Source organism: Roseibium sp. MMSF_3412 (assembly GCF_030733265.1).
GTDB lineage: Bacteria > Pseudomonadota > Alphaproteobacteria > Rhizobiales > Stappiaceae > Roseibium.
Window position 1 is genome coordinate 234,866 of the sequence record NZ_JASHJI010000001.1, and the last position, 14,450, is coordinate 249,315.

Genomic DNA, 14,450 nt, shown 5'->3' on the forward strand with positions numbered 1-14,450 from the left:
GGGCTTTCGCTGCGCGGTGTGTCAATGACCGCTCCGGGCCAAACCGGCCGCGAACTCGCGCCGCTTGAACATTCACTTCAACGACTTTGTGGACGGAACCGGCCAGTCCGCTTCCCGCCCAAATCTGATCATTTGACCGGACCACAACAAGGATCTGTTTCCCGCCCTTTGTGACCCGGCTCATCTTGTGCAAGCGGCATATCTCAGCCCCCGAGCGCGGAGGCCCAAGGATCGCGCCGGGACGGCCGATCATGGGCGCTGCACAGGTGTTTCGGATATCCACCCCCTGTGTTGCAGCTGGGGTTCGAGCGGGTCAGATCGCCATGTCAGCCGAGCCTGCCAACTGTCCTGAATACTTCAGGATCTCGTGTGTCAAAAGCTTCCCAAGCTTAAGACGAGGGTTCGATTCCCTTCACCCGCTCCAATTAATTCAATAACTTAGAAGTCATTTCGCCAAAAGCTTGATATTCGGGGAAGCACCGGGGAAGCAGAAGGCAGCGTTTCATACATCAAGTGTCACACCACATAGACGCTTCAAGTCAAAACAGAAAATCTACCGTCCGCGCTGTCCAGGCTGTCCGAAAAGGCTATTTTTAGCCCGCACCAAATTGCATCATTGCCGCCTATCCCCGTCCCTCCTGCCCTATCTACTGTCCATGCAACAAATGAGCAGCGTGCCGCATCGGATTGGAAAAGGGGCGGGAAAAGGAAGTAGTCACCAATCATGTGACTGGCGAGCCACCTCTTTCCCTGACCTAAGTTCAAAATCGACGTTCACAGCGAACCAAAAACGATCAAACAAACTCGAAGTCGTCGCTTTGCAGATTTGAGACCAGAACGCTCTTCAAGACGACAACGGTGTCTTCATCCAGAGTTATGGTTGTGTCCGTGCCGTCGTCCGCAGCGGCTGCAAGAACGGCATTGAAGTCGGCAAATACCGCGCTTTCGAATTGGAGAACATCGGCTTCAGCTCCACTTGTCTCGAAATCGGTGACGGTGTCGCTCGAGGCACCTGCGCCTGTGAAGACGAAGGTATCCGAGCCGCTTCCTCCGGAGAGAACATTGCTGCCACCGGCACCGCTCAAAATATCGTCGCCGGCACCACCAGACAAAAACTCGGCATTGCCGCTTCCTGAAAGCGTGTCGTTTCCGGTCGTTCCGTTCAAGAATTCGACAGTGTGACCTTCCTCTTGACTATTCAACTGGTTCGCTTCACCGAACCCACCCTGGCCATCGCCAAGGCGCGTCCAGATAGAGCCGTCCTCAGACGATAGGACGGCATCGGTGACACCATCGCCATTAAGGTCTTCGTAAGACGTCGCGATGGTGCCAAAAAGATCAACCAAAGCAAATGTGCTGTCTTGGACCCAAGTTACGACTTTCTCAGGAGCCGAGCCAACGCTAAGTGTTGTTTCCCCGACCCTTAGACCTTGATTGTACGCAGACAAATCCGCTTTGAGAGCAACCCCAGGGTCCACTGTGGAAGCGCTTATGTATTCAACAATTCCATTCTTGAGGTATTGGATCGTTCCATCAGACAGACGCTCGATGCTCAATGCATCACCGACTGCATAAGTGCCGAACTGCCCCTTGCTCGAGCCACTTTCGTATATGAACAAACGGCCGCTACCAGTTTGATACCAGCTATAGTCAATCGATGTATAGCTGTTGTCTTTGCCATCAACCGAAAGACCAACAAGAAGATCTTTGCCAACCTGATAAACGATCGTTGTAAGTGAGCCAGCCCCGGTGAATTCTTCTTCCGAGTAAGTTCCGGTGTTCCAGGCATTTCCGCCCGCGGTTTTCTCAAGCACATTCGTCGCAAGGTCCCTGCCCTGCGCCTGAGCCTTGCCAAATCCGCCTTGGCCATCGCCAAGACGTGTCCAGATCGACCCGTCCTCAGACGACAGGATGGCATCGGCAACGCCGTCGCTGTTCAAATCCTCAAGGGTTGTGGAAACCGCATCTGTTGGTGCGATTGCAACAACATCAAGACTATGCATCCAGGTCACAAGCTCTGCGGAACCGGTTCCGACCTGCAGATACGTGTCGTTCAAGCGCGAACCATGATAAGCAAAACTTGCATCGGCATAAAGAGACGTCGCTGGATCAGACACAATGGTACTGGTGTAAAAAACGTCCCCGTTCTTAAGATACTGAACAGTCCCGTCTGGAAGTCGTTTGATCTGAAGCTCATCCCCAACGCTGTACGCGCCGAACTGTCCGCGTGAGGTCCCGCTTTCGTGCACGCTGAGTAAGCCATTCGCAGCCTGATAAATTGCAAACTCAATGGACGTGAAATCCTCAGCTGCCGGGCTTGTCGACAGCCCCAGCGCCGTATGTTTGTTCGTCTGATAGACCGTAGTCGTAAGCGTACCAGAACCAACCAATGCTTCTTCGGAGTAAGCGCCACGGTTCCAGTGGCCGTGTCCACCGCTCACTTTCTCAATTACATTCGTTGCAAGATCCCTGCCCTGCGCCTGGGCCTTGCCAAATCCGCCCTGGCCATCGCCAAGACGTGTCCATATCGCGCCGTCCTCGGACGTCAGGATGGCATCAACGACGGTGTCACCGTTCAGGTCTTCAAAGTTCGTGGAAACCGCGTCTGTTGGTGCGATTGCAACGACATCAGGACTATGCACCCATGTCACAAGCTCTGCAGCACTCGAGCCGACCTGCAGATACGTGTCGTTCAAGCGCGAACCATGATAAGCAAAACTTGCATCGGCATAAAGAGACGTCGCTGGATCAGACACAATGGTACTGGTGTAAAAAACGTCCCCGTTCTTAAGATACTGAACAGTCCCGTCTGGAAGTCGTTTGATCTGAAGTTCATCCCCAACGCTGTACGCGCCGAACTGTCCGCGTGAGGTCCCGCTTTCGTGCACGCTGAGTAAGCCATTCGCAGCCTGATAAATTGCAAACTCAATGGACGTGAAATCCTCAGCTGCCGGGCTTGTCGACAGCCCCAGCGCCGTATGTTTGTTCGTCTGATAGACCGTAGTCGTAAGCGTACCAGAACCAACCAATGCTTCTTCGGAGTAAGCGCCACGGTTCCAGTGGCCGTGTCCACCGCTCACTTTCTCAATTACATTCGTTGCAAGATCCCTGCCCTGCGCCTGGGCCTTGCCAAACCCACCCTGGCCATCGCCAAGACGTGTCCATATCGCGCCGTCCTCGGACGTCAGGATGGCATCCATAACGCCGTCGCTGTTCAGGTCCTCGTAGGTCGTCGTGACAGGATCCGAGACCCCAATCACGGTCATGCGCTGATCGGGAACCCAAGTAACGAGTTCACCAGGCGCACTGCCAGTCTTGAGAACCGTGTCACCTATTCGGCTGCCTGTTGTATGGAAGCTGGCGTCCGCATGCAGTTCGGTTGCAGGATCGGACGAAACCGAGCTCGTATAGAACACCACACCGTTTTGCAGGTATTGAACCGTTCCGTCGGCGAGGCGTTCGATGCTCAACTCATCACCAAAGTGATAAGAGCTGAAAGTGCCTTGTCCTACGCCACTCTCAAAGATCCGCAGTTTGCCATCTGCGTGCTGGTAAATTGCAAAGTCGATCGTTTGATAGCCTGAATCACCGGGCTCTTCAGAGAGGCCAACCATTATAGGCTTATTAGTCTGATAAACCGTGGTCGAGAGAGACCCTGCACCAACAAGACCTTCTTCTGATGAAGCTCCCGCGTTCCAATCCGTTCCGCCGCTGGTCTTTTCCAAAACATTTGTCGCCAGATCCCGACCCTGCGCCTGGGCCTTGCCGAACCCGCCCTGGCCATCACCAAGTCGCGTCCAGATCGAACCGTCGAAAGCTGCCAGAATTGTGTCAATGTTATTGTCGCCATTGAGGTCGGCATACTCCGACTTGACGGCCCCAGCGGCATCAACAGCTGTGATATCACGGTCGTGAACCCAGGTGACTAGGTTTCCAAGACCGTTACCTTGCCGAAGAACTGTATCTCCGAGCTGTCCTCCCTCATGCAAAAAGGTTGCATCGGCGTGCAGGGCGACCGTTGTATTCGACTGAACTGTGCTGACGTAGAAAACAACATCGTTTTGCAAATACTGGATCGTGCCATCGGCAAGCCGCTCAATACTCAGTTCATCACCAACGTGGTAGTTGCCAAATGAACCAATTTTGACGCCATTCTCGAAAACTCTGAGATCGCCAGTTTCGTGAAGTAGAATGGCGTATTCTATGGACGCGCGATCAGAAGCGCGTCCATCCGCAGACAAACCAAAAGCTAGCTTTTTGTTTGTTTGAAGGGCCTTAGAGGTTAGTCTACCGACCCCTGCAAATGTCTCCGTGGAGTACGCGCCACGATTATAGTCGGAGCTGCCACCCCCAGTCTTTTCCAGAATATTCGTCGCAAGATCCCTGCCCTGCGCCTGGGCCTTGCCAAACCCACCCTGGCCATCGGCCAGGCGCGTCCAGATAGACCCGTCCTCGCCCGACAGGACAGCATCCATAACGCCGTCGCCGTTCAGGTCCTCGTAGGTCGTCGTGACAGGATCCGAGACCCCAATCACTGTCATGTGCTGATCGGGAATCCAGGTCACGAGTTCACCAGGCGCACTGCCGGTCTTGAGAACCGTGTCACCTATTCGACTGCCTGTTGTATGCAAGCTGGCGTCCGCATGCAGTTCGGTTGCAGGATCAGACGAAACCGAGCTCGTATAGAACACCACACCGTTTTGCAGGTATTGAACCGTTCCGTCGGCGAGGCGTTCGATGCTCAACTCATCACCAAAGTGATAAGAGCTGAAAGTGCCTTGTCCTACGCCACTCTCAAAGATCCGCAGCTTGCCATCTGCGTGCTGGTAAATTGCAAAGTCGATCGTTTGATAGCCTGAATCACCGGGCTCTTCAGAAAGACCAACCATTATGGGCTTGTCGGTTTGATAAACCGTGGTCGAGAGAGACCCAGCACCAACAAGCCCCTCTTCCGAATAAGCGCCCCCGTCCCAATCCGTTCCACCGCCGGTCTTTTCCAGAACGTTCGTCGCAAGGTGCCTGCCCTGCGCCTGGGCCTGGGCCTTGCCGAACCCGCCCTGGCCATCGCCAAGCCGGGTCCAGATCGACCCGTCCTCGGACGACAGGATGGCATCGGCAAAACCGTCACCATTCAGGTCTTCAAAGCTCGTGGAAACTGAGACGCCGACATCAATAGCCGACACTCCGACCCCTTGTTGCCAGGTCACCAATTTTTCCGCTGCCGATCCGGACAGGAGATAGGTGTCACCAACGCTGCTGCCATGATGCTGGAGCGCTACATCTGCATGGAGTTCCGTCGCGAGATCGGACAACACCGTGCTTGTGTAGAAAACGACACCGTTCTTCAAATACTGAACCGTACCGTCGGCGAGCCTTTCGATCTGAAGCTCGTCACCGACATGGTATGTTCCGTAAATCCCCCGGCTGACACCGTTCTCCAAAACTTGCAGCTGTCCATCATTGCGCTGATAGAACGCATAGTCGATCGAATCGTGTCTGGCATTGGTATCCTCGACCGAGAGTCCGATCGCCTTGTTCAGATTGCCTCGTGACACGATCGTCTTGAGAGACCCAACTCCGACGAACCCATCTATAGAAAATGCACCTTCATCAAAAGTGCCGTGAACACCACCGGTTTTGACGAGACCATTTCCGGCGAATCCTCGGCCTTGCGCCTGCGCCTCACCGAACCCGCCCTGACCATCACCAAGTCGCGTCCAGATAGACCCGTCCTCGTCCGCAAGGGCAGCATCGACGAAACCGTCGCCGTTCAGGTCATCGAAAGACGGCAAAATAGCGTCGAACTTGCCTGCGATCTCCAAATTCGGATCTGTGACCCAGGAAACAAGTTCCTTTGCGCCGGATCCGGATTGTATGAAAGTTTCACCCAATCGGCTGCCCTGCGCGTAGAAACTCGCATCCGCATGGAGCGACGTCGAAATGTCGGATACGAGTGTGCTGGTATAAACGACGTCGCCATTGTGCAGATACCGAACCGTGCCATCCGCGAGGCGCTCAATGCTCAGCTCATCGCCGACATTAACCGTTCCAAATGTGCCTATTTGCACACCGCTTTCATAAACCCGGAGCTGACCGTCCCAATTCTGTTGAAGTGTAAAGTCAATCGAAGCATAGCCAGGGTCGCCTGGCTCTGCAGAAAGGCCCAACATGACGTGCTTGCCAATTGCATCAACCGTCGTGGTCAACACTCCGGCCCCGACGAACCCTTCCTCAGAATAAGCTCCTCGGTCGTAAGCCGTATTGCTCCCACCGACCTTCTCGATCACATTCGTCGCAAGATCACGGATAACATAAGGTGTTGCGTTCATTTCTTCGGTGGTTGTGAAGCTGAAACGTTCGACGGGTACGGACGTTCCGGCAAAGCGAACCCACTTGCCGCTCGCCGCATCTCCCCAGGAGATCTGGGTGAACATTCCGAGCAAAGGATCGTCAAAAAGTTCAATTTCGAGCTGGTCTTCGGCAATGTCGACAAATTGCAGCGTGTCATTGCCACCGATCGCTGTATCGGCATTTTCGGTGATCCAGAGATGGGACGTCTCCGGCCCGATGACGTAGGTGTCATCACCGGAACCGCCGTCGACACTTTGTGTCCTGCCCGCAACGCCGGCCCCTGCGTCCAGCGTGTCGTCACCCTCACCACCGATCAGGGTGTCGCTGCCGCCGCTACCCTTAAGGATATCGTTTCCGGCGCCGCCATCGAGGTGATAGTCAATCGAATCGAGTTCACCGGCAACACGGTCATTCAGTTCCGCGCCTTTGAAGATTTCGAAGCCGAGGGCAGAGAATTGATCCGTGACAAAACCCGAGCTCGCCTCAACGACAAGCGTGTCGGTGCCTTGACCGCCAACATCGCGCGCACCGCCATTGTCGCCCCAGAAACGGTCGCCAAGCGCATAGTGGACCTCGTCGTCGCCATCGCCCGCAAACACGGTGTCCTGGCCATCACCACCTATGATCTTGTCGTTTCCGTCGCTTCCGGTGATGAAGTCGTTCTCATCGGTGCCGGTAAGATCAAGCCCACCATCCTGATTTGCGGCAATGGTTTTGACAGAGCTGCCATCGGCAAAAACGATGCGTTCGAAGTTCTGGCCGAGATCGTTCAGCCAGGCTTCTCCTGAAGTGCCGCCACCGTTCCAGGACAGAACCAGCGCGTCCGGTTCCGTTTCGGATGTCTCTCCGAGCGGATTGTCGGTACCGGTCGAGTAGTCGTAGACGGAGACCGTCACGTCGCTGATGTTGAGATCCGCGAGGGACAGGGTGTCGTCGCCCTGGTTCGAAAGCTCTGTGACGCTAACTTTTCCGGCATCTCGCGCGACCACGAACCGGTCGTCTCCCGTGCCGCCGTCAAGGCTCTGCCAACCCAGCGTGGCGTCGCCCGAGCCTGCATCAAGAAAATCGTCGTTGCTGCCTCCGTTGAGCGCGTCATTTCCGGCTCCGCCGAGGAGGACATCGCTGCCGGCGTCTCCGGTGAGCGTGTCGTTGCCAGCGCCGCCATGCATGAGGTCATGGGCAGAGCCGCCTGTAAGCGTATCGTCGCCGTCCAGCCCGGCCAGCCATTCATTGGCACTGTTGCCCGCGACCGTACCGGTTCCGGCCGTGTCATCCTTGAAGGAGGTCAGGTGCCCCAGCCAGTAGCTTTCGCCGTCATCGAACACAACCCGTTCAATCCGCCGCGAAGCGGTCGACCAGCTTGGGATGATGATCGAGCCGGAGAGCGGTGCCAGACCGAGCGCTGCCGCGGAAGCGGCGTCCTCAGCGCTTTCGGGATGGAAGCTGATGATAAGATAAGAGCCGGAAACGGTGAACTTGAGATCTTCAATGCCAATGCCGGCGCCAAAGACGAGGGTGTCGCCATTGGTCCCGCTTCCGGTGTCCGCAATGATGTCATCGCCGTCACCGCGATCGTAATAGTAGGTGTCGTCACCTGCACCGCCTTCCAGGCGATCGTCGCCGGTGCCGCCGGCGAGCGTGTCGTCACCGTTGTTGCCCTTCACTGTGTCGTTGCCGGCGCCGCCGACAAGGGCTTCTGATCCGTTGCCCCCGTTCAGCGTGTCGTTGCCGTCCCGGCCAAAGAGGGCATCATAGCCGCTGCCATTCAGCGTCTGACCAGTGGCATCGCCGATCAGGATATGGGCATCGTCGGTTTCCACCTCGAGCGGACCACCGTCGAAGGAGACCTGAAGCGGGTCCTCCTTCTCCAGATCCATCAGAAAGACGTCCTGATTGTTGGTCTCGGTATGGCCGTTGCCGACCACAATATGTTCAGCCGATTCTGCCAGATCCGCCGCAATCTGCGCACGAGTGACCGTGCCGCCGTCGAGATCCGAGAGATGGCCTTCAAGCTCGTCGAGAGACGGTTCACGGCCGAGCGTGTTGTGGTAAAGCCGCGCGACAAAACCGGCATCGCTCAAGGACCCGTAGCGGATGAGATATTCGCTCGATAACAGAAGCGCCTCGGTCAGCGCCACGCGGTCCAGCTGGCTGTCGGCCGCATGTTCCACCAGGACCTCGACCTCCGACAGATCCATGTCCCGATCGAGAACGGCATCGTAGATCCGTGCGGCTTCGGCGAGCAGACGCTCCTTGGCCTCGGCGTCGAATGTCTGCGTGAAGACCGCCGTGGTGCCATTCACGGTCTCGCGCATCTCCCAGGTTTCCAGGCCCAGGCCATCGACCGTATGGGAGACAATGATATGCGCATCCGACGATGTCGCCGCAACGCCGTTGTCCCAGGAATAACTGCCGTTTTCCACCGGAGAGCGGTTGATCGTCTGGGTGACGTCATCCCGGAGGATCGTCGTCTGAAGTCCATCAGACGACGTCGTGGTCACGGAATTCCGGGTGTCCCTGTCACCGAACGCCGTCTCGGTGACCGTGACACTGCCGTCTGCTCCGGTCACGGAGACGAATGTCTTGTCAGTTGCCCTGTCACCATCAAAATCATACGCCCGGGTAACCGTTCTGCCATCGGCACTGACGGTTTCCTCGAAGCTGGAACGCAGCGCGCCGTTGTCGAACCAGTCGGTGCTGTTGGTCGTCGTCGATCCGTCGGCATTCAAGGTGGTGACAGTGATTTCAGTGTTGTCCACCTCCCCGTTGCCGTCGGAATCCACCACCGTTGTCGAGTGCAATCCGTTGGCCGACGTCGTTGTCGTGCTGGAGAATTCCAGACGACCGTCTGCGCCGCGTTCCTCAAAGATGCTGATCTCATTGCCGGCTGTGTCATAGGACCTGGTGGTGACACGGGTAGTGTCCGTCGTGCCATCGCCATCGATGTCAAAGGCATAGGTCTGACCCATGCCATTGGCCGATGTTGTCTGGGTGATGATGGCCTCAGCCGATCCGTCGGCTGCCTTGTCCGTATAGGTGACCGTCTCGGTGCGGCTGAGATCGATCTCCGTCACAATGTGAAGGTCGTCCACCCCGTCGCCGTCCCGGTCGAGCGTGGAGGTCACGTTGCGCCCGTCAGCGCTGACTGTGGTGCCGTAGTCGCGCAGCAGCGTGCCATCGGCACCGTAGAAGCTTTCCGTTTCCGTACTGCCGCCTGACGCGCCAAGCTGAAGGGTGTTCACCCGGTTATCCGTGCCGTTGCCCTCAAAATCGGTCGACTGGGTGACATCAAGACCATCACCGCTGGTCGTGCGCGTCTGGGAGGCCCTCACCGTGTTTGCCGCATCGCGGGTTTCCCATGTCTCGTCGGTCGCGCCGTTTGCGGCAAAGGTCGTGGTGAACGACGTATTGGTCTCGAATGTGCCGTTGCCATCAAGATCCAGGGACGCTGTGCTGGCAAGCCCGTTTTCGGAGGTGGTGAGTTGCTCCTTGGCAAGCAGCGCTCCCGCACCGTCCCGGTGCTCGACGGTGCTTGTCCGGCTGCCGTCAGCACCAAGGGTAATGGCAGCGGCAAGGGTCCGCTCATTGGTGCCGTCACCGTCAAGGTCGTAGGCCATCGTCCTAGTCAGACCATTGCCGCTTTCCGTCGCGGTCATCCGCGCCAGCAGCGTGCCGTTCGCGGCAAAATAGGACGAGGTTGTTGTCGTGACACCATCGTCGCCGACGGTCGTGACCATCTCCTCATCGTTCTGACCATCCCCGTCCCGGTCAACATGCATTGACGTCGTGCGGCCATCGCCGCTGACGCTTTCAATCGAATGTTCGATCAGGGATCCGTCCTGGGCGGTCAGATCCGTCGTTGTTGTGACCGTTCCGTCCTGTGCAATCACCGTCTGGCGCGACATGGTGCTATCCGCCTGACCGTCGCCGTCCATATCGTCGGCAAGACTGCTCGTGAGGCCGTCATCGGCAGTGTCCGCAAGCGTCCTTGACCAGAGCGTGCCGTCGTTGCCCAGAAGATCGGTCGTGACGGTCTCCGACCCGTCCGCATTCAGAACGCGGGTGGTTTTGACCCTGGTCTCGAAAATGCCGTCACCATCGCCATCAGTGCTGGACGTCGTTTCCAGGCCATTGGCGCTGGTAACCGTTTGCGTCTGGCTCTGAAGGCTGCCATCCGCGGCCAGATGTTCCGACAAGGCCGTGGCAACACCGTCATCGGCAATCGTCTGCGTGGTCCTGAAGTCGGTGGTGCCATCGCCATCGACATCCTCGGTCGTGACAACGGAACGGCCATTGTCGGAGACGCTTCGCGTCGATGCGCTGCGCAGAAGACCTGTACCGTCGCGCAGTTCGCTGGACACATCTGTCGATCCGTCGGCGTTCAGAACCGTCGTGGACGTCTCGACAAGATCATAGGTTCCGTCGCCATCTGCATCCGTGCTGACGGTGGTCACAAGACCGTCGTCGCTGACCTCCGTCCGCGTCCGGCTCAAAAGCGTCGTGTTCGAAGACCGGATGTCCATCGTCGCGGTCGTGCCGCCGTCACTCTCCAGAACGCCGGTCTCGGTGACGACGCGCTCAAACGTGCCGTCTCCGTCGCTGTCCGTCGACGTGCTCGTCTCCAGCCCGTCATCGCTGACGGTCACAACAGAGGCGCTTCTGAGCGACAGATCACCATTGAAGGACTGCTGCGTGGTTGTCTGGCTGCCATCCGCATTCAGGACCGTCGTGCGCGTCGCCGACACGTCGGCGCTCAGATCACCGTCAAGGTCCGTTGCCGTCTCCGTCACAAGACCGTTGGCACTGGTGCTGGTCACCGTTTGCCCCAGCACCGTGCCGTCATTCGCCGTCACGGTCTCGGTCAGTGTGAGCGCCCCGTCGCTGCCTTCGCTCCTGACCGAGAGCGTGTCCGTGTTGCCGTCGCCATCCCGGTCAATGGTGATCGTCTGTATGCGCCGGTCGGCGCTGTCATGCACGGTGGTCTCAGAGAGGAGCGTAGTCTCGTCACCGGCATAGCTGGACGTCGTTCGGGTTGTCCCGCCATCGGTCTCCAATACCCGCGCATCGACGGTCTTTTCCTCAAACTGGCCATCGCCATCGACATCCGTTCGAACGGTCATTGTCAGACTGTCTGCACTGGTAACCGTTTCGCTCACTGTCCGCAGCGACGCATCCTGATTGCGGGTCGTGATCGTGCGTTTGGAACTGCCGTCTCCGTTCAGAACCGTGACGTCGGAGACGGTCAGATCCGTGTCGCCGTCCCCGTCCAGATCGGTTGCAACGGTCCTGGTCAGACCGTCCGAACTTGTCGTTGAAGTTGTGCTCGCGTTGACGGAGCCATCCGCATTGCGTGTGTAACTTGTCGTTATTCTCTCATTGGTTGTAGCATTGACCGCAACAGAAGACACAAGGTCCGTTGACTCAAAACTCCCGTTCTGGTTGAGATCCGCCCAGGTTGTGGAACTCACCTTGTCCGCACCGAGCGTTTCCTTGGTTTTCGACCGCACCGATCCATCGGTGTTTGTCACCGTCACCGTCGTTTCGCGGCTGTCATCGGCATGGATTACCGTCGCCTCGACGGTTTTGACATCAATGTCGCCGTCACCGTCCTGGTCGAGCTCCGTCGTCTTGGTCAGTGCATCCTCAGACTGCACCGTCGTGGAGGAACTGCGCACCGACCCGTCACCGTTTTTGACGGTCAGCACGGAGGTGGTTTCACCGGTTGGAGCAACGGTAATTGCAAGCTCTTCGCGCGTGTCGATAATGCCGTCACCATCCAGATCGCGCAGGATCGCCTTGGTGCGCCCGTCCGCGCTGACATCTTCCTGAACATGCGCGCGCAGCGATCCGTCCCGGTTGGTGGTCGCGACGGTTTCCGTCCGGCTGTCATCGGCATGCACCGTCACCGTATGGGTCACGGTTGTATCGGCCAGGCCATCGCCGTCGCGATCCGTGCCGTCGGTGCGCACAAGACCGTCAATCGAGACGGTTTCCGAACGGCTGGTAATCACCGAACCGTCCTGCGCAAGATCGCTGACAACAATCGTCCAGCTGCCATCGGCATGTTCGGTGCGCACTTCACGCTGGTCATACCAGCCCCCACCCATCAGGTCGCGCTCGATGGTCTCGACACGGTTGTCGGCACTCGTGGTCGTGACGATGCGGGTTTGCAGCACAGCCGTTGCGGCGTCGCTGCCGGTGAGATTGGTTTCCGTTTCCGTGCGGCTGCCATCCGGATTGACCACCGTGACAATCGTCTGGATCCGGTCGACAACCCCGTCGCCATTGTCGTCGTAGCGGTTGGTGACATTCAGTCCGTCCGGGCTGAAGGTGGACTGGATCTCGTAGGCCTTGCTGCCATCGGCCGCATAGGCGGTCGAGGTCAGCAGCCGGTTGCCGCTGCCATCCGCCGTTTCCACCTGTTCAACCCGGTGCCCCTGGACCTCCGAGGCCAGCAGCATGTCGCCCACCGTTCCCGTGGTTCCGTCGGAACGCGTAAAGGTCGTCTTGCCGGTGATCACGGACCCGTCGGCAAGTTCGATATTGGTCGCATCCGCCGTCAGGTCGAGCTCGGTAATGCCCAGTTCGGCCAGGGTCTTGGAGACAATCGACCCGTCCGCAAGGGTCACCATCAGCTTGAACTTGGAAAAGTCGTCATCGCTGGCGTTCAGGACACCGTCGCTGTTCGTGTCGAAGACGGTGGCAATGGCTTCAAGGTCATTCGTTGCCGTCGGGTCCCACTCGGTGAAGATGAACTGGCGTTTTTCCGTGATCTCGTTGCGTCCATCCGGATCGAAATAGAGAACCCCGTCCCCCTCGCCCGCCCAGGCGGTGCGCCGCAGAAACCCGTCACCCGCCGTATCCATGAAGATCGTCGAGCGGTCGAGGGCGGTCACCTCGATGCCGTCATCATCCAGATCAAAGATGATCGGCGGCTTGCCACCGCCGCCATTGCCGCCGGACTCGCCGTCGGATTTGCCAGAACCGTCTTTGTATTCGCCCGCAGATCGCGCCCGGTTGAACTCGCGTGCGCTGACCTCACCGTCGTTGTCATAGTCACCAAGACCACCACTGCCGATGCCCGTTTCCCGCGAGCGTGTCGTGTCAACCGCGGAACTTTCCGTATCGCGACCGGAATTCTGGTTCGAGCCGGGAGCGGCGGCGTCAGGATCTCTTTGGCCTTTGTTCTTTCCAAAGCCGATTGCGCTGTTGTGTTTTGAAAATTCTCGCGGATCCGTGATTGGCTCGCTTGTCGGTCCGCCTCTAAGACTGGTGATCTCTTGCCACGAAGCATAGTGAATTTCTTTGTCGCTAAAGCCTTGCTTTCCAAGTCCGAACCCAACTGCTTCTGCTCGCGCAAGAGTGGTGTTCCGGTACGGTTCAGGTTGCTCAACAAGATATTGAACAATGTCTTCACCATTCACCGGCGCTCGAACACCATCACTGACTTCAATCGAAGCCACTCCGTCGCGCGATCTCCAACCTGGATACTCGAAGCCAAATGCTTCCTTCTCGTTCCAGGAGTCATTGTGTACGCGGACACCGCCGGCGACATAGGTGTGAAAATCCTCAACCTCAAAATTGTAGGTTTTCCAGCCCTTCTTGTAGACTGGCTTCAGCGCAAGATTGCCGTTCTCCGGATAGACATAACCTTGGGCCTGTTCGAACATGTCTGCTGTCGCAGCCGAATAGACGATACGCTCGGAGGTAACCTCTGCCTCCGAACCGTCAGCCAGAACAACTGTGCCACGCCCCCCGGCAACAAGGCTTTCGATTTCCTTGAACCCACCTTGCGCTGCCAGAAACTGGTGACCGGGTGTGGTAACGAGTTCCTTCGCCTCACCATCCTCAACCCAACTCAAACGCAGCCATTCGTCAGTAATGTTTGTAAAGGTGCGAGCGACTTGTTTCAGAGAAAAACGACCGCGGCCATTTGTATCTGTTGGATTGTACGACAAGACGAAATCGCCTTCACCCAATTCGCCTATTGGTTTGCGCTCGTCTTCTGACGTTGATACTAGAGTATTACTAGGAAAGCACTTAATGATATTTTCTCTTAAATGGTCAGAATATGTCTTCACACCATTTTCTAACAATTC

General features: G+C 57.3%; 1 protein-coding gene. It reads right to left on the bottom strand.

What is annotated here, in order from left to right; translation table 11 throughout:
* Positions 1-794: 794 nt before the first annotated feature.
* Positions 795-14,213: a DUF4214 domain-containing protein gene (locus tag RBB49_RS01075; protein ID WP_306140799.1), complete on the bottom strand. Its 13,419-nt coding sequence runs from the start codon at positions 14,211-14,213 to the stop codon at positions 795-797.
* Positions 14,214-14,450 lie beyond the last annotated feature (237 nt).